General features: G+C 72.3%; 18 protein-coding genes. 11 read left to right on the plus strand and 7 right to left on the minus strand.

The features are described from left to right. The first annotated feature begins 20 nt into the window (after window positions 1-20). Genes ACN4JJ_RS04420 through ACN4JJ_RS04440 form a run of 5 tightly spaced genes read left to right on the plus strand, consistent with a single transcriptional unit; the run spans window position 21 to window position 5,491 of the window. Window positions 21-977, plus strand: a complete 957-nt coding sequence (locus ACN4JJ_RS04420) for an ABC transporter permease (protein WP_440708689.1) — start codon at window positions 21-23, stop codon at window positions 975-977. Then, window positions 974-1,837, plus strand: a complete 864-nt coding sequence (locus ACN4JJ_RS04425) for an ABC transporter permease (RefSeq protein WP_440708690.1) — start codon at window positions 974-976, stop codon at window positions 1,835-1,837. Before ACN4JJ_RS04420 ends, ACN4JJ_RS04425 begins: the two co-directional genes overlap by 4 nt. Beyond that, window positions 1,834-3,543: a nickel ABC transporter ATP-binding protein NikE gene (gene nikE, locus ACN4JJ_RS04430; RefSeq protein WP_440708691.1), complete on the plus strand. Its 1,710-nt coding sequence runs from the start codon at window positions 1,834-1,836 to the stop codon at window positions 3,541-3,543. The genes ACN4JJ_RS04425 and nikE overlap by 4 nt, the downstream gene beginning before the upstream one ends. Continuing rightward, window positions 3,540-4,970 carry an amidase gene (locus tag ACN4JJ_RS04435; RefSeq protein WP_440708692.1) on the plus strand — a complete coding sequence of 477 codons (1,431 nt, stop codon included), beginning with the start codon at window positions 3,540-3,542 and terminating at the stop codon, window positions 4,968-4,970. Before nikE ends, ACN4JJ_RS04435 begins: the two co-directional genes overlap by 4 nt. After that, window positions 4,967-5,491 carry a DUF3237 domain-containing protein gene (locus ACN4JJ_RS04440; protein WP_440708693.1) on the plus strand — a complete coding sequence of 175 codons (525 nt, stop codon included), beginning with the start codon at window positions 4,967-4,969 and terminating at the stop codon, window positions 5,489-5,491. The genes ACN4JJ_RS04435 and ACN4JJ_RS04440 overlap by 4 nt, the downstream gene beginning before the upstream one ends. A gap of 27 nt (window positions 5,492-5,518) precedes the next feature. Here the strand turns inward: ACN4JJ_RS04440 and ACN4JJ_RS04445 are convergent, their stop codons facing one another. Continuing rightward, window positions 5,519-6,463, minus strand: coding sequence for an alpha/beta hydrolase fold domain-containing protein (locus tag ACN4JJ_RS04445; protein WP_440708694.1), 945 nt, complete (start codon window positions 6,461-6,463; stop codon window positions 5,519-5,521). Window positions 6,464-6,545: 82 nt separating this feature from the next. Between ACN4JJ_RS04445 and ACN4JJ_RS04450 the strand changes: the two genes are divergently transcribed. Then, the gene (locus ACN4JJ_RS04450) at window positions 6,546-7,139 is read left to right on the plus strand and encodes a TetR/AcrR family transcriptional regulator (protein WP_440708695.1); all 594 of its coding nucleotides are present in this window, start codon (window positions 6,546-6,548) and stop codon (window positions 7,137-7,139) included. A 1-nt stretch (window position 7,140) separates the two neighbouring features. On the opposite strand, the gene ACN4JJ_RS04455 is transcribed toward ACN4JJ_RS04450, so the two are convergent. Continuing rightward, the gene (locus ACN4JJ_RS04455) at window positions 7,141-7,977 is read right to left on the minus strand and encodes an SDR family oxidoreductase (protein WP_440708696.1); all 837 of its coding nucleotides are present in this window, start codon (window positions 7,975-7,977) and stop codon (window positions 7,141-7,143) included. 95 nt (window positions 7,978-8,072) lie between these two features. Here ACN4JJ_RS04455 and ACN4JJ_RS04460 point away from each other — a divergent pair, with 95 nt between their 5' ends. Then, window positions 8,073-8,648 (plus strand): TetR/AcrR family transcriptional regulator, encoded by a 576-nt coding sequence (locus ACN4JJ_RS04460; protein ID WP_440708697.1) that lies wholly within the window; start codon window positions 8,073-8,075, stop codon window positions 8,646-8,648. Here the strand turns inward: ACN4JJ_RS04460 and ACN4JJ_RS04465 are convergent. Genes ACN4JJ_RS04465 through ACN4JJ_RS04485 form a run of 5 tightly spaced genes read right to left on the minus strand, consistent with a single transcriptional unit; the run spans window position 8,645 to window position 13,323 of the window. Then, window positions 8,645-9,469, minus strand: coding sequence for an SDR family NAD(P)-dependent oxidoreductase (locus ACN4JJ_RS04465; RefSeq protein WP_440708698.1), 825 nt, complete (start codon window positions 9,467-9,469; stop codon window positions 8,645-8,647). The genes ACN4JJ_RS04460 and ACN4JJ_RS04465 overlap by 4 nt on opposite strands. Beyond that, window positions 9,466-10,431: an alpha/beta fold hydrolase gene (locus ACN4JJ_RS04470; RefSeq protein ID WP_440708699.1), complete on the minus strand. Its 966-nt coding sequence runs from the start codon at window positions 10,429-10,431 to the stop codon at window positions 9,466-9,468. Before ACN4JJ_RS04470 ends, ACN4JJ_RS04465 begins: the two co-directional genes overlap by 4 nt. Continuing rightward, window positions 10,428-11,924 (minus strand): flavin-containing monooxygenase, encoded by a 1,497-nt coding sequence (locus ACN4JJ_RS04475; protein WP_440708700.1) that lies wholly within the window; start codon window positions 11,922-11,924, stop codon window positions 10,428-10,430. Before ACN4JJ_RS04475 ends, ACN4JJ_RS04470 begins: the two co-directional genes overlap by 4 nt. Before the next feature lie 36 nt (window positions 11,925-11,960). Next, a complete protein-coding gene (locus ACN4JJ_RS04480; protein ID WP_440708701.1) occupies window positions 11,961-12,572 on the minus strand; it encodes a TetR/AcrR family transcriptional regulator in 612 nt (203 codons plus the stop codon). Between the two features lie 34 nt (window positions 12,573-12,606). Continuing rightward, complete coding sequence (locus tag ACN4JJ_RS04485; protein WP_440708702.1) at window positions 12,607-13,323, minus strand: cyclodeaminase/cyclohydrolase family protein; 717 nt, start codon at window positions 13,321-13,323, stop codon at window positions 12,607-12,609. A 117-nt stretch (window positions 13,324-13,440) separates the two neighbouring features. On the opposite strand from ACN4JJ_RS04485, the gene ACN4JJ_RS04490 reads away from it, so the two are divergent. Genes ACN4JJ_RS04490 through ACN4JJ_RS04505 form a run of 4 tightly spaced genes read left to right on the plus strand, consistent with a single transcriptional unit; the run spans window position 13,441 to window position 16,710 of the window. Continuing rightward, the gene (locus ACN4JJ_RS04490) at window positions 13,441-13,845 is read left to right on the plus strand and encodes a TOBE domain-containing protein (RefSeq protein ID WP_440708703.1); all 405 of its coding nucleotides are present in this window, start codon (window positions 13,441-13,443) and stop codon (window positions 13,843-13,845) included. A gap of 17 nt (window positions 13,846-13,862) precedes the next feature. Beyond that, window positions 13,863-14,690, plus strand: coding sequence for a molybdate ABC transporter substrate-binding protein (gene modA / locus ACN4JJ_RS04495; protein WP_440708704.1), 828 nt, complete (start codon window positions 13,863-13,865; stop codon window positions 14,688-14,690). A gap of 8 nt (window positions 14,691-14,698) precedes the next feature. Beyond that, window positions 14,699-15,526, plus strand: coding sequence for an ABC transporter permease (locus ACN4JJ_RS04500; protein ID WP_440708705.1), 828 nt, complete (start codon window positions 14,699-14,701; stop codon window positions 15,524-15,526). Continuing rightward, a complete protein-coding gene (locus ACN4JJ_RS04505) occupies window positions 15,523-16,710 on the plus strand; it encodes a sulfate/molybdate ABC transporter ATP-binding protein (protein ID WP_440708706.1) in 1,188 nt (395 codons plus the stop codon). Before ACN4JJ_RS04500 ends, ACN4JJ_RS04505 begins: the two co-directional genes overlap by 4 nt. Window positions 16,711-16,728 lie beyond the last annotated feature (18 nt).

Genomic DNA, 16,728 nt, shown 5'->3' on the forward strand with positions numbered 1-16,728 from the left:
GCCGGGAAGGGGGCGGGCGGATGAACCGCGCCACGATCCGGCCCCTGCTGGGCAAGCTCGGCGGGCTGCTGCTCACCCTCTTCCTGGCCAGCGTCGTCATCTTCGGCGCCCTGCAGCTCACGGGCGACCCGATCGCCGCCATCACCGGCGGTGTGCGGCCGACGCCCGAGCTGATCGACACGATCCGGGCGCAGTACCACCTCGACGATCCGATCTGGCTGCAGTACCTGCGCTGGCTCGGTGGCATCTTCACCGGCGACCTCGGCACCTCGTTCGTGTACAAGACGCCCGTGGTCGACCTGATCGCGCCGCGGATCGGGATCACGGTGCTGCTGGTGCTGTACACCGTGGTGCTGATCGTGGTGTTCGGTATCGGCAGCGGCATCCTCGCCGCCCGACGGGGCGGAGCGACCGACAGGACGGTGCTCGTCGCCACTTCCGTCGGCGTGGCGCTGCCCACCTTCGTGGTGGCGATCCTGCTGATCTGGCTGTTCGGCCGCGAACTCGGCTGGTTCCCGGTGTACGGGGCGGGGGAGGGACTGCTCGACAACCTCTACCACCTCACTCTGCCCGCCATCTCGCTCTCGGTGCTCTACATCGCCTACCTCAGCCGCATCACCCGCGGCGCCGTGGTGGCGCAGCTCGGCTCCGAGCACGTGGACACCGCCCGGGTACGCGGCATCCCTTCCGAGCAGATCTTCCGGCGGCACGTGTTCTTGAACGCCTCGCCGCAGGTGCTCTCCATCTCCGGCGCCACCATCGCCGGCCTGTTCGCGATCTCGGCGATCGCCGAGGTGGCGTTCGGCATCGGCGGGCTCGGCTCGCTGCTCACCGAGGCCGCCGCCCGCAAAGACCTGCCGGTCGTGCAGGTGATCTCGCTGATGCTGGTGGCGCTGTTCGTGGTGGTGAACGCCGTCGTCGACGTGATCATCGCCACGATCGATCCGGATTCCGCCAGACCGAGGAGGAACGCATGAGCGTCGCACAACTCGCCGGCGGCCGTGTTCCGCGGGTCGCCCGCCGGGCCGCCCAGCGCGAATGGCTCTCCGTCGCCGCAGCGATCGTGCTGCTCGGCATCGTCGTGATGGCGCTGTTCGGGCCGCTGCTCGCCCCCTACGACCCCGATCAGCTCTTCGTGGGGCCGGCCAACGGCGCCGTGTCGGCCGCCCACATCATGGGCACCGACGACCTCGGGCGCGACATCTTCTCCCGCGTGCTCAGTGGGGCGGCGGCCAGCGTGTTCGCGCCGGTCGTGGTGGTCGTGCTCTCCGGGTTGCTGGGCGCCACCCTGGCGATCGTGGCGGCCTGGTTCGGCGGCTGGGTCGACGGCGTGAGCAACCGGGTCATCGACGTGATCTTCGCCATCCCCGGCCTCGTGCTGGCCATCCTCGCGGTCGCCATGTTCGGCAAGGGGCTCGTCGCCCCGGTGATCGCGCTGTCGATCGCCTACCTCCCGATCGTCTCGCGACTCGTGCGGGGTGGTGCCCGGGCCGAGCTCGGCAAGCCGTACATGGCGGCCCTGCGCATCCAGGGCGTGAGCTCGGGTGCCATCGCCTTCAAGCACCTCGTGCCGGCGCTGCTGCCGATGATCATCGCGCAGTCGACCATCGGCTTCGGCTACGCGATGCTCGACCTGGCCGCGATCTCGTTCCTCGGCCTCGGCGCCCAGCCGCCGGCATCCGACTGGGGTGTGATGATCTCGGCCGGGCAGGCCTCGCTGCTCACCGGCGCTCCCGAGCAGTCGGTGTTCCCGGCGCTGCTCGTGGTGGTGACGGTGCTGGCGGTCAACATCCTCGGCGCGCGGGTGACCGCGTGGGCGGAAGGAAAGGACTCATGAGCGACCTCGTGCTCGAACTCGACCACCTCTCGATCGCCGCGCCGGCGGCTCCGGGCGCTCCCGGCGCCGGGCCGCGCACGATCGTGCACGACGTGACGCTGCAGGTGAGGGCCGGCGAATCGGTGGGCCTCGTGGGGGAGTCCGGATCGGGCAAGACCCTCTCGGTGCGCTCGGTGGCCGGCCTGCTGCCCGCCGGATTCACCACGACCGGCGCCATCCGGGTCGAAGGTCACGACCTCTCGCAGCTGCCCAAGGCGGACCTGCGGCGGCTGCGCGCCACTCGCATCGGTATGGTCTTCCAGACCCCCCGCGCGCACCTGAACCCGTTGCGCACCATCGGCGACTTCATGACCGAGGCGCTGATCGCGGTGGCGAAGGAGCGACCGGATGCGGCGCGCCGGCGGGCGGTCGACCTGCTCGCCGAGGTGGGCATCCCCGACCCGGAGCGGCGGATGCGCCAGCGGCCCGCCGAGCTGTCGGGCGGCCTGCTGCAGCGGGTGATGATCGCGGCCACCCTCGCGATGGATCCGCCCATCCTGCTCGCCGACGAGATCACGACGGCCCTCGACGTGACCACGCAGGAGGAGGTGATGGCCGTCATCGCCGACCTGCGCCGGCACCGCGACCTCACGCTGCTGTTCATCACGCACGACCTCGCCCTCGCCGGCGCCGTCTGCGACCGGGTCGCCGTGATGCAGCACGGCCGGGTGGTCGAGACGCTGAACGCGGCGACCATGCGCCAGGATGCGACCGATCCGTACACGAAGCGGCTGCTGTCGGCCTCGCTGCCGGGCGAGGTCTCGGCCGAGCGGCCGCCCGCCGCCGAGCCGGTGCTCGTGGTGGAGGGGCTGCGGAAGGTGTTCTCGGTGCTGTCCTCCACGGGCCGGCGCGAGGAGTTCGTGGCCGTCGACGACGTGGGCTTCCGGCTCGCGCCGGGCGGCTCGCTGGGCATCGTGGGCGAGTCCGGATCGGGCAAGTCGACCACGGCGCGGGTCATCTGCGGCCTGGAGGCGGCCGACGGCGGATCGGTGCTCGTGAAGGGCGAGGACTGGACCACGGCGGCGCGCGGCACCAAGGCCAGGCGGCATCGCGCCCGGATCGCGCAGATGGTGTTCCAGGATCCGTACCAGTCGCTGGACCGCCGCCAGACCGTGCGCGAATGCCTGGCGGAGGCGGTGGCCGTGCACCGGCCCCGCGCCACCCGGGCCGAGCTGACCGCCCGGGCCGACGAGCTGCTCACTGCCGTCACCCTCGACCTCGCCCTAGCCGGGCAGCGGCCGCGCTCGCTCTCGGGCGGGCAGCGGCAACGCGTGGCGATCGCGCGGGCGCTCGCCGCCGATCCCGAGATCCTCGTGCTCGACGAGGCCGTCTCGGCGCTCGACGTGACGACGCAGGTCGAGATCCTCACCCTGCTCGACCGCATCCGGCGCGACACCGGGGTGGCCCTGCTGATGATCTCGCACGACCTCACCACGGTGCGGCGCGTGTGCGACCAGGTCGTGGTGATGAAGTCCGGCCGGGTCGTGGAGCAGGGGCCCATCGCCGAGGTGCTCGACGAGCCGCGCGCCGACTACACGCGCACCCTGCTCGACTCCATCCCGCGCGAGGGGTGGGTGCCCCGGCGCCGCATCCCCACCCGCACCGCATCGCTCCCGGCCGTGGCCACAAGAGCGACGAACATCGTCACCAATGAAGGAGAGAAATGACCGACCGTTCCCTGTGGCAGCTCAGCCTGCGCGAGCTCGCCGAGGCCGTCCGCTCCCGTTCCACGACCGCGCGAGCCGTCGTCGACGCCCACCTGGCCCGCATCGACGAGATCAATCCCGTCGTGAACGCCCTCACCGTCGTGTTCGCCGACCGCGCCCGTGCCCTCGCCGACGAGGTCGACCGCCGGCTCGACGCGGGAGAGGAGGTGGGTCCGCTCGCGGGCGTACCGTTCACCGTGAAGGAGAACATCGACCTCACCTGGTCGGCCACGACGAGCGGATGGCCGTTCCTGGCCGAGGCCGTGCCCGCGCAGGACGCCACGCTGGTGCGGCGCCTGCTCGAGGCCGGCGCCATCCCCGTGGGGCGCGGCAACATGCCCGACTGGGGGCTGCGCTGGGACACCGACAACGACCTGTTCGGCCGCACGCTCAACCCGTGGGACCCGAGCCGGGTGCCCGGCGGATCCAGCGGTGGGGACGCCGTCGCGGTCGCGACCGGGATGACGCCGCTCGGGCTCGGCAACGACTACGGCGGATCGCTGCGGCTGCCGGCCTACGCCGCGGGTGTGTGCGCACTGCGGCCCTCGGCCGGGCGCGTTCCGGCCCCGATGCTCGAGGTCACGGAGCCGGTGGCGCTGTCGCTGCAGTTCTTCGCGGTGAACGGGCCGATCGCGCGCCGCGTCGACGACCTCGACACCGCCTTCGGCCTCATGCACGGTGCCGACGGATCCGACCCGACCGCGCTGACCCTCCCGCATCCGTCCTCGTACGACGGTCCGAAGCGCGTGGCCGTGGTGCGCGATCCGCTCGGCTGGGGTGTCGACCCCCAGGTCGCGGCCGCCGTCGACCGGGCCGCTGCGGCGCTGGCCTCCGCCGGCTGGGAGATCGTGGAGGCCGAGCCGCCGATGATCGAGGAGGCCGCCACCCTGTGGCGCGAGATCTCGACCACCGAGATGGTGGGCGCGTTCCTGCCGGGGGCCCTGCCGATGCCGCTGTCAGAGGGGTCGACGCAGTACTTCCTCGACAACGCGAAGGAGACGACGGTGCTCGAGTCGGGCCAGCAGTACGGCGGCGCGTGGGCCCGCCGAGCGCTCGTGGCGGGCGCGTGGGAGAAGTTCCAGAGCGAGTATCCGGTCGTGCTCGGCCCGGTGTCGGCGCGACGGATGCCCGAGATCGGCTTCGACCTGTCCGGGCCAGCCGCGACGACCGAGCTGTGGAAGGCGCACCGGCTGCTCGTGACGGTGAACTTCCTGGGCCTGCCCTCGGTGGCGCTGCCCACCGGGCTCGACGACGACGGACTGCCGACCGGCGTGCAGCTGATCGGGCCGCGCAACGGGGAGCACGTGGCGCTCGCCGCGGCGCGCGCGGTGGAAGCCGCGCTCGGCACGCTCACACCCGTGGATGCACGTCAGGCGGTCGTCGCGTGAGCGGGGTCGGCGGCATCGGCGGCATCGGCGGCGTCGACGGGACGGATGGGCAGGGCGTCGCGCCCGCCTTCGAGCCCTCGCTCGAGTTCGTCTTCGAGCTCCGGGTCGCCGTCAGCGAGCCGATCCGCGTCGGTCGCAGCGCATCCGAAGACCTCAACGTGACGCCGATCGTGGGCGGCACGGTCACCGGCCCGCGGCTCACCGGCGAGGTGCTTCCGGTGGGCGCGGACTGGTGGGTCACCCGGGGTGCGACCACGCAGCTCGACGCCCGCTACCTCATCCGTGCCGCCGACGGCGCCGCGATCGACGTGGTGAACCGCGGCTACTGGCACGCGGATGCCGCGGTCGAGCAGCGCCTGTACGCCGGCGAGGCGGTGCCCGAGTCCGACCTCTACTACCGCACGGCCTTCGTGTTCCAGACCGGCGCCGAGCAGCACCGCTGGCTCACCGAGGCGCAGTTCGTAGGCTACGCCCGCCCGGAGCCCGACACCGTGGCCATCCGCGTCTTCCGCCTGGCCTGACTCCTCCGTCCGGCCTGACGGGGATCGCTAGCCGAGGCCGAGGTGGCGATGCACGAAGGAGCGGGTCTCCAGCGTGACGGCGATCTCCTCCGGTGCGTTCCCGAACCCCGCGTGCGGGCGGCCGTCGAAGATGTGCAGATCGGCATCCACGCCCGCTTCCCGAAGGCGCCGGTGCATGCGCACGGTGTTGGAGAGGAAGAGGTCGCGGGTGCCGCCGGTGAGCAGCGTGGGCGGGAAGCCGGTCAGATCACCAAACAGCGGCGAGAGGTAGGGCTCGTCGAGGGCGTGGCCGCCCGCGTAGAGCAGGTTCGCCTCGCGCAGGCTCTGCAGGCCCACGCTGACATCGGCGAGGGTGGTGAAGCTGTCGCCCGACTCGGTGAGGTCGACCTCGGGGGTGTTGAGCACGAGGGCCGCGGGCATCGGCAGCCCCTCGTCTTTCGCGCGCAGCAGCAGGGCGGCGGCGAGGTTGCCTCCGGCGGAACCGCCCCCGACGACGATCGCGTCGGGCGACTTCACGGCCAGCAGAGCGCGGTAGACGGTCACCACGTCGTCAAGTGCGGCCGGGAACGGATGCAGCGGCGGCATCCGGTAGTCGGGCGCCCAGTTGACCACGCCGTTGCCCGCCGCACCGATCTCGGTCATCACGCGGGTGAGGTCGCCGGCGCCCATGATGAGGCCGCCGCCGTGGATGTTCAGGAACACCGGGGCGTCATCGCCGGTGGGTGCTCCCGGCGGGGTGACGACGTAGGTCGGAACCCCGTCGGCGTCGATCTGGGCGGATTCGGCGAGGGAGGGCATACCGGCGAGCATGCCCGTGACCATGGTGTCGACCTGCCCGATGAACTCCTGCCAGGCGGCCGTGTCGTCCAGCGGCGGGTAGGGGGTTCGGGTGATCGGAACCTCGAGGCCGGCGCGGGCCTCGGGGCTGAGCCAGCTCGGGGCGGCCGGCGGGTTGACGGTCGAATCGGTCATCGCATCTCCTTCGATGGAACGTATCGATATTGAATACTCTCCGTCTCCTAAATGCAAGAGGCGGCTCGGCTACGCTCGGGATGTGAGCGTCGAAGCCGGTGACCGACCGCGGGGGAGGCCCCGCGACGAGTCGCTGCGTGCGCGGGTTCTCGCGGTCGTGGCGGATCAGCTGGCGTCGACCGGCTTCGCCGCGATGACCATGGACGGCGTGATCGCCGAGTCGGGTGCGGCGAAGAGGACTCTGTACCGGTGGTGGCCGTCGAAGGCGTCACTGGTCGCCGACGCGCTGCTGCAGGGATTCATCGAGGTGCCGGCCAACGTGCTGCCCGAGTCGCCCGACGTCTGGGCTGATCTCGACCTCTGGCTGCAGCGCTGCGCCCGTGCGATGCGCGGCCCGTACGGAGAAGTGCTGCGGGCGGCGACCGCCATCAGCGCCACCGAGCCGGCCATCGCCGTCGCGCTGGAGCAGGCCTTCGCTCTGCCGGCCCACGAGAACCTCGTGGCCCGGCTGGAGCGCGGCGTGGCCGACCGCCAGCTGCGCGCGGATGCCGACATCGAGTCCGTCGTGCACCTCCTCCTGGCGGCGATCACCTACGTCGGCATCTCCCGCGCCGATCCGGACCGTTTCACCGCGACACTCGCCGTGCTGAAGGACGGCATCAGCGCCCGGGTGTGAGTTACTCCTGCAGGGCGCCGGAGAGCACGGCCGCGACGACGCCGCCATCGACGAGCAGATCGGTCCCGGTGATGAACGACGAGTCGGGGCCGAGCAGGAACAGGGCGGCACTCAGGATGTCGTCCGGTGAGCCCAGACGACCGGTTCCGGATGCGGCGACCATCGCGCGCATCTGGGCGCCGTTCTCGCCGGCGAGCTCCTGATCGCCCATCGGCGTGCTGATCACTCCCGGGCTGATGGAGTTGATGCGCGCGCCGCGAGCGCCCCAGCTGAGGCTCGCGCTGCGCACCCGCAGCTGATTGGAACGCTTGGCGATGCCGTAGGCCGCGCCCGGGTCGGGGAGGGCGGCGGGAGAGAGGAAAGGCAGGCCGAGCAGGTCGTCGGAGGGCGTGTGCTGGAGCGCGACGCCGAGCTCCGCCGGCAGCTGTTCGCCCGTCATGGTGCCCGCCATGCTGGCGATCACCACACCGGCACCCCCGTCGGCTATCACCGCGGCGAATTCGTCGAGCCCATAGGCCACACCCGCGAGGTCGACCGCGAGGATGGCCTCGGCCGAGGCCTGCACCGGAGACAGCCCGGCGGTCCAGGCGACCTTCGTCACCGGGCCGAGCGCGGCGGCATCCTGGGCCAGGGCCGCGACAGAGGCGCGCGACGAGACGTCGACCAGATGGGAGGAGGTGGCGATGCCGTCGGCCTGCAGGGCGGCGGACACGCGATCGAGTGCGGTCTGACTGAAATCGGCGAGCACGACGTGCACATTCTCACCCGCCCCCGCTGCGCGTGCGATGGCTTCACCCATTCCGCCGACTCCGACGACGACCACGATGTCGTTCGACATGTGCACTTCCCTTCTCGGTCGACCCGCCGGCGACAACGTGCGCCGATTAACGAGTCACCTGTATCGTAATACCATGAAGGCAAGAAAGCATCCCCGTGGCTGAGCGCGGTCGCCCCCGCAGCGAGCAGGCACGGCACGCCATCCTGCTCGCCGCCCGCGATCTGCTGGCCGAGGTGGGCTACGAGCAGCTCTCCATCCAGGGGATAGCCGCCCGGGCAGGGAGCGGACGGGCCACCGTGCACCGCTGGTGGAGTTCCAAAGCGCTGATCGTGGCCGATCTGGTCATCGCCGGAGAACTCGACCTGCCGCGGTCGCCGGTGCCGGATTCGGGGCACCTGGCCGCCGACCTCACCGCCTGGCTCGACGGCGTTCTCGTCTCGCTCGCCGAGCCGCGCCTGCGAGCAGTGATGCTCGGCCTGGTCACGGCCGCCTCCGACAACGAGCAGGAGAGCCGACTGCTGTACGACACGAGCACGGGCCCGTTCTTCAGGGCTCTCGTCGAGCGATTGGAACGCGGCGCGCAGCTCGGGCAGATCGGCGCATCCGGGGATCCCGAGGCGATCGCCGAGGCCTTGATCGGCACCGTGCTCTTCCGTGCGCTGACACCGGCCGCTCGGCCCGCGCCTGCCTCCGCCGTGGTTCGAACCCTGCTCGGAGGCACGTCGACCTAGCCGAAGGTGCGCTTGTCCCAGCCGGCGACCACGCGCGGGTACGACTGGGGAAAGAGCCGCACCAGGCGGTCGACCGCGACGGTCTGGCCGAGGCGCAAGCGGCCCTTGCCGGCGGCGACGGCTTTCAGGATGCGGGCGGCCGCGTCGTCGGCCGTCATCCGGAACAGCTTCGTGTTGTAGACCTCGGCCTGCCGGCGCTCGACGGCCGAGACGGTCGCCGAGGCCGGGATCTCGGCGATGCTCGTGCGCACGCCGCCGGGATGGATCACCGTCACCTTCACCGGCGCGCCCTGCCGGATCAGCTCGGAGCGCACCGCCTCGGTGAAGCCGCGCACCGCGAACTTCGACGTGACGTAGGCCGCCAGCCGCGGCTGCGCCATGATGCCGTTCAGGCTCGAGACGTTGATCAGGTGGCCGTCGCCAGAGGCGATGAGCCGCGGCAGGAACTCCTTGGTGCCCGTGATCACCCCGCCCAGGTTCACGGCCAGAACCCGGTCGATGATCTCGTACGAGGTGTCGACCAGCGGCCGCGAGCTCGCCCCGATGCCGGCGTTGTTGTAGAGCTGGTGCACCACGCCGAAGTGCTCGGCGACGGCCTCGGCGTACGAGCCGAAGGCGGCCCGGTCGCTCACGTCCACGGGCAGGGCGTGCACGTCGACCCGCTCCGCCCGCAGCGCGGCCTCAACCGTGGCGAGCCTCTCCGGATCCACGTCGCTGATCGCGACCCGGGCGCCCGAGGCCCCGAGCGCGTGCGCGAGCGCCTGCCCGATGCCCGAGCCCGCCCCCGTGACGACCGCGACCTTGCCGGTGAAAGTGCTCATGGGGTGCTGTCCGTTCTGGGAGTGGCCGAGGGAGTGGAGGACGGGGCGGGGGACGGATGTGCGGGGCCGGCGTCCCGGATGTGGTCGCCGATCAGCGCCAGGAGTTCGGGCGCGAGCGATTCGGGCAGGTGGTGCCGCATCCCCGGGATCGTCACGTGCCGCGCACCGCGGACGGCGGCGGCCGTGGCCCGTCCGCCGCTGGGGGCGACCATGAGGTCGCGATCGCCGTGCAGCACGAGCGTCGGCGCCGTGATGCGGGCCAGGGCCTGCGTGCGGTCGCCCGAGGCGTTGATCGCACCGATCTGCCGGGCCATCCCGGTGGCGCGCTGCTCGCCCGCGCCCCGCTCCCAGGCATCGACCGCCCACCGCGTCTCGCGAGCGACGTCGACCGGGTATCGCGTCGAGCCGATGTGGCCGAGCATCCCGACGTGCCGGCGCGCGAAGTCGGGCCCGGTGGCGGCGCCGGGCCGCACCATCCGCACGAGGGTCGAGCGTGCCGGCTGCCCCACCGAGCGGGCGCCGGTCGTGGAGAAGATCGACGTGAGGCTCAGCACGCGATCCGGATGCGCCGCCGCGATCGTCTGCGCGATCATCCCGCCGAGCGACATGCCCACCAGGTGCACCCGGCGGATGCCGAGGGCGTCGAGCAGGCCCACATGATCCGCCGCCATGTCCTCGAGCGTGTAAGCGCCGGCCGGGGCGACGCCCCGCAGCTGCTGCCACGGTGTCGGCGCCGGCGTCGTGGCCCGGGTGGATCGGCCGGCGTCGCGGTTGTCGGTGCGCAGCACGCGCAGACCCCGGCCGAGCAGGCCGTCGACGAGTGACGGCGGCCAGGAGGTGAGGTCGAGACCGAGCCCCGCGATGAGCAGCACCGCGGGAGCATCCGTCGGCCCGTCGCTGCGGTAGCAGATCCGGATGCCGTGGCCGGCCTCCGCGAAGAGGTCGCCCCCTTCGACGCTCATGAGGCGGCCGTCCGCGCGCCCGCCGCCGTCGCGCCCGCCGTTCTCGCGCTGCGGCGGCCGAAGCGGAGGGCGGGATCGACCACTGAGGCACGGCGCAGCACCTTCACGTCGGCGCGGTAGTCGGCCGAGGTCAGCCACGGCGCCGCCGAGCCCTGACGCGGGAGCGTGTCGGCGACCCGCTGGATGTAGCCGGCGCCGAAGTCGAGCAGCGGCCGCGTCTCGAGCCCTTCCGGGGCGACGGGGGTGCAGGTCGCCAGGTCTTTCTCGTCCATCAGGTCGAGCAGCTTCACGAAGTGCTCGCAGAGCAGCCCCACCTTGAGGGTCCAGGAGGCGTTGGTGTAGCCGATCGCGTAGGCGAAGTTCGGCACGCCGCTCAGCATCATGCCCTTGAACGACACCCGGCTCGACACGTCGACGGGCACACCGTCCAGGCTCAGCGCGACGCCGCCGAGCGGCTGCACGCTCAGGCCGGTGGCGGTCACGACGATGTCGGCGTCGATCCGCTCGCCCGACTCGAGCTGCACGCCGTCGGCGTCGAAGGTGCGGATGCGATCGGTCACCACCTCGGCGTCGCCGCTGCGGATCGAGGCGAAGAAGTCGCCGTTCGGCACGAAGCAGAGCCGCTGGTCCCACGGCTGATAGGGCGGGTTGAAGTGCGTGTCGACCGGATAGCCCACGGGCAGGCTCTTCACGTTCGCCCAGCGGATGAACCGCCGCATGCGGTTCGGGAAGCGCCGGCTGATCCGCCAGACCAGCCGCTGCCGGGTCACGTTCTTCCGCCGGATGAGCGGGTAGGCGATCCGGTCGCCGAGCACCCGGCGCAGCCACAGCGCCGGCTCGTCGCGGGAGGCGAGCGGCAGGATGTAGCTGGGCGTGCGCTGCAGCATCACCACGCTCGCGGCCTTCCCGGCCAGGTTGGGAACCAGGGTGACGGCCGTGGCCCCGCTGCCGATGACGAGCATCCGTGTGCCGGCGTAGTCGAGGTCGGCGGGCCAGAACTGCGGATGCACGACCCGGCCCTCGAAGGCGTCGAGGCCGGGGAGCTCGGGGGAGTAGCCCTGGTCGTAGCGGTAGTAGCCGCCGGCCGAGAACACCCAGCGCGAACGGATGCGCTGCCGCTCCCCGGTGGCGACGGTCTCGACCTCGGTGGTCCACCGCTGCTCGGCGCTGCTCCAGTCGGAGGAGATCACCCGGTGCCCGAAGCGGATGCGGTCGGCGAGCCGGTTCTCGTCGACCGTCTCCTGGAGGTAGGCGAGGATGCGGTCGCCGCTGGCGATCGACTCGTCGTCGCGCCACGGCTTGAACTCGTAGCCGAAGGTGTAGAGGTCGGAGTCGGACCGCACGCCGGGGTAGCGGAAGAGATCCCAGGTGCCGCCGATGTTCTCGCGCGCCTCGACGACGGTGAAGCTCGTGCCCGGCCGGCGCCGCGCGAGGTAGGAGGCCGCGCCGATTCCCGAGATGCCGGCTCCGATGACCAGAACGTCCGTGTCCATGCGCTAACTATACGTCACGTATAGTTAAATTGTCTCCTAGGCATCGCGGATCGTGGCGCCGAGCCCCCCGACGATGAAGTCGCGGTAATACGCCACCACCTGCTCGCGGGGCACGTCGGGCTGCGTGAGCCACCAGCGGCCGAGCTGCTCGCCGAGGCCGCTGACCATGTACGCCACCGCCTCCACCTGCCGGGCGTCGACGTCGGTCCGCATCCGCACGCCGATGTCCATGATGCGCAGCACCGTGGTCCGCCGCATCTCGGGAAGGCTGGCGACCGCATCCGGGGCATTCGCCAGGATCGGTGCGAACAGCAGCGCCCACCGGCTGGGCGCGCTCTCGAGCATGGCGAAGAACAGGTCGCCGCCGCGTTCGACCACGTCGGCGACCGGCACGCCCGGGTCGGTGTCGGCGGCGAGTTCGGCGAGGCGCCGGTCGAGCTCCTCGTGCGCGCGCCGGATGCCGTCGAGCAGAATCGCCTCGCGGCTGGCGAAGTGCGCGTAGACGACGGCCCGGGTGACGCCGGCGGCCTTGGCCACGTCGTCCATCGTGGTGGCCTCGTAGCCCTGCGAGGCGAACAGACCCTCCGCGGTGTCGAGCAGCTGCGCGCGCCGCTCGTCGCGGCTCAGTCGCTTTCGGGGTGCCGTCACACCGCCATCCTAGGGATCGTGCCGCGGCGCGGGGCTACGGATGCCCGGCGGCGTCGGTGGGCGCCGCGCGGTCGTCGGAGCGTGCGGTCAGGGCGTCGATGCGGGCGAGGGCACGGTCGAGATCGCCGACGGCCGACCAGAGCTCCGGCTCGGCGTCGTGGATCTGGGGGAGCGAGAGGCCCGTGGAGCGCAGCGATCCGAGGTCGAAGCTCACGTTGGTGCGGGCACCGGCGAGGGCGGCGCGCAGGGCGCCGAGCCCCACCACGACATCGGAGATGAGAGCGGGATTGCCGTGCTCGGCGAGCCAGGCCAGGTCGTCGAGGGCCTCGATCGCCCGCCGGCCCAGCTCGGCCGAGCTGCGGGCCGCGGCGAGGGACGCCTCGCGGATCGCACGGGTACGTTCTTCGCCCTTCTCGAGCCGGAATGCTGCCCCGAAGGCGTTCGAGGCGTCGGCGTCGGCGTCGGCCAGCCGGAGAGCGGTCTCGCGCAGGGCGCGGGCGCGGGAGCGGATGGCCTCGACCGGCGACTCGTGTGCCGGCTCCGCCTGCTCCGGCTCCGCCTGCTCCGTCTCCGGCGCCTCCGTGTAGCCGGCCACCATCGAGGTGAGTGAGGCCGCGATGGCCAGCATCACCCCGGCTCCGGCGCCGCCGCCGGGCGATCCCGTCGACTCCGCCAGTTCGCGGGTCCACTCCTGCACGGTCGATCCGCCGGTCGTCACCGGCCGGGCCTGCGGGGTCTGCTCCGTGTCCATCCGTCCACCCTGGCCCACCCGGCATCCTGTGGCCATGTCTCGGAGCGCCGACCGGCCCGGGTGCGGAGTCCGCCCGCCCTGTCCGCTATCCGCAGATGCGGCCCTAGACTTGATGCCATGTCGCAGATTCGGATCAAGGATGCCGCGAGCTTTCTCGGGGTGAGCGACGACACGGTTCGGCGGTGGATCGATCAGGGCGTGCTGCCCGGCTCGAAAGACGACTCCGGGCGCGGCGTCGTCGACGGCCTGGCGATGGCCGAGCTGGCCCGCACGAACGCGGTGCTGCCCGTCGATCCCTCCGAGATCGGCCGCTCGGCGCGCAACCGGCTGGTCGGCATCGTGACGGAGATCATCCTGGACACGGTGATGGCCCAGGTGGAACTGCAGTGCGGCCCGCACCGGATCGTCTCCCTGCTGAGCAGCGAGGCCGTGCGCGAGCTCGGTCTCGAGCCCGGATCCGTGGCCATCGCCGTCGTCAAAGCCACGACGGTGATCATCGAGACCCCCGCCGGAAAGGCCTGAGAGTGACCGGAGCCAGCATGACCCGCACCACCACGATCGCCGCCGCAGTCCTCTCGGCGGCCGTCGCCCTCACCCTCGCCGCGTGTTCGAGCGGAAGCTCCGACGCCCCCGCCCCCGCCCCCGCCCCCAGCGCAGCGCCCGCCGCGACCGAGACGGCCGCCGCCCTCGACGGCTCGATCACCGTCTTCGCCGCCGCCTCGCTGAAGAGCACCTTCACCGAGCTGGCCGACGAGTTCGAGGCCGCGAACCCCGGCGTCACCGTCGAGCTGAACTTCGCCGGCTCCTCCGACCTGGTCACCCAGATCACCGAGGGCGCCCCGGCCGACGTGTTCGCCTCGGCCGACGAGAAGAACATGACCAAGCTCACCGACGTCGGCCTGATCGCGGCGGATGCCCCGGTCGACTTCGCCACGAACGTACTGACCATCGCCGTGCCGCCGGGCAACCCCGCCGGCGTCGCCGCCTTCGCCGACCTCGCGAAGCCCGAGGTCACGACCGTCGTCTGCGCCGCCCAGGTGCCCTGCGGCTCGGCCACGGTCACGGTCGAACAGGCCACCGGCGTCACCCTCACGCCCGTCTCGGAGGAGTCCTCGGTCACCGACGTGCTCGGCAAGGTCATCAGCGGCGAAGCGGATGCCGGCCTCGTCTACGTCACCGACGTGATCGCCGCGGGTGACGCCGTCGAGGGCATCGAGTTCCCCGAGTCGAGCGAGGCCGTGAACACCTACCCGATCGCCCCGGTCACCGCGTCGGCGAACGCCGAGATCGCCCGGGCGTTCGTCGACTTCGTCACCGGAGCGGCCGGCCGGGGAGTGCTCGAAGCCGCCGGCTTCGGCAAGCCCTGACCCCGCCCGTGTCCTCCCGCAGCAGCAGCGCCACCTACGCCGGGGTCCCCGGCTGGGTGGTGACCATCGCGATCATCGGTGCCGGCTTCGTGCTGCTGCCGCTGATCGCGATGGTCACGCGGGTCGACTGGGGCGAGTTCATCCCGCTCGTCACCTCGGAGTCGTCGGTCGACGCCCTCTGGCTGAGCCTGCGCACCTCGCTCACGGCCACCGTGCTGTGCGTCGTCCTGGGTGTGCCGATGGCGATCGTGCTGGCGCGCACCGAGTTCTGGGGGCAGAAGATCCTGCGCTCGCTCGTGCTGCTGCCGCTCGTGCTGCCCCCGGTGGTGGGCGGCATCGCGCTGCTCTACACCTTCGGACGGCGGGGCCTGCTCGGCCAGAGCTTCGAGGCGCTCGGCGTCACCATCGCCTTCTCCACCACCGCCGTGGTGCTCGCGCAGACCTTCGTGGCGCTGCCCTTCCTCGTGCTGAGCCTGGAGGGCGCGCTGCGCACGGTCGGCACGCGGTACGAGGCGGTGGGCGCCACGCTCGGCGCCCGCCCCACGACGGTGCTGCGGCGTATCACGCTGCCGCTCGTGCTGCCGGCGCTCATCTCGGGCGCGGTGCTCTCGTTCGCCCGGGCACTCGGCGAGTTCGGCGCCACCCTCACCTTCGCAGGTTCGCTGCAGGGCGTCACCCGCACTCTGCCGCTGGAGATCTACCTGCAGCGGGAGACCGATCCGGATGCCGCGGTCGCCCTCTCGCTGGTGCTGGTCGTCGTCGCCGTGATCGTGGTGGCCATCGCCCACCAGGCCGGTGAGGCGAACGGATTCCGCCTGCGCAGGAGCGGCTCGTGACGGAGGTGCCCGTGCCGGAACCGGTGTTCGAGTTCGAGGCCGAGGTGCGGGCGCGCGGCTTCGCGGTGTCGCTGGCGCTGCAGCCGGGCGAGACCGTCGCGATCCTCGGTCCGAACGGTGCCGGCAAGTCGACCCTGCTCACCCTGATCGCCGGGCTGCTCAAGCCGGATGCCGGCCGCGCCCGACTGGGCGAGCGGGTGCTGTTCGAGGTGGGGGAGCAGGGGCGCTCCCGCTGGCTGCCGCCGCACGCGCGGGGGGTGTCGATGCTGGCGCAGGACGCACTGCTCTTCCCGCACCTCAACGCCCTCGACAACGTCGCGTTCGGGCCGCGCAGCCAGGGCCGCTCGCGTTCTTCGGCGAATGACCGGGCCGCCGAGTGGCTCGAGCGGGTGGGGGCGGGCGAACTCGCCGGCCGCAAGCCCACCCAGCTGTCGGGCGGGCAGGCGCAGCGCATCGCCGTGGCCCGGGCCCTCGCCTCGGAGCCCGATCTGCTGCTGCTGGACGAGCCGATGGCCGCGCTCGACGTCTCGGTGGCGCCGGCGCTCCGCCGCCTGCTGCGCGAGGTGCTGGCCGAGCGCACCGCGATCATCGTCACCCACGACGTGCTCGACGCCTTCACGCTGGCCGACCGGGTGCTCGTGCTCGAGGGCGGCCACGTGGTGGAGGCCGGCCCGACGCGCCAGGTGCTCGACCGCCCGCGAACGCCGTTCGCCGCCGGCCTCGCCGCGCTCAATCTGATCGTCGGCGTGCGCGACGGCGACGCGGTGCTGACCGACGGAGGTCACCGCATCCACGCCGAGGGCCTCGCCGGGGAGTCGGCGCCGGGCGTCGACGGCCCCACCGCGGGACCGGCGCCGGCACCGGGAGCTCGCATGGGCGTGTCGGTGCGGCCGTCCCGGGTGAGCGTCGAGCTGCCGGACGGATCGCCGGACTCCCTCTCCGGATCCCGCGCATCCGCCGGCCTGCACCCGCAACCGCACCCCGGCGCCGCCCTTGGTGCCGCCCGGAACGTGCTGCCGGCGACCATCACCGACCTCGAGCCGCGCGGCGACCTCGTGCGCGTGCGCTCCGCCGAGATCGCGGCCGACGTCGAGCCCGGCCTGGTGGCCGAGCTCGACCTGGCTCCCGGTCGCGCCGTCGTGTTCTCGTTCCCGGCCGACGCGGCTCTCGCCTACCCGCTGTAACGCGACAGCGACAGCGAC

Source organism: Herbiconiux dendrobii, assembly GCF_052048175.1.
Taxonomy (GTDB): domain Bacteria; phylum Actinomycetota; class Actinomycetes; order Actinomycetales; family Microbacteriaceae; genus Herbiconiux.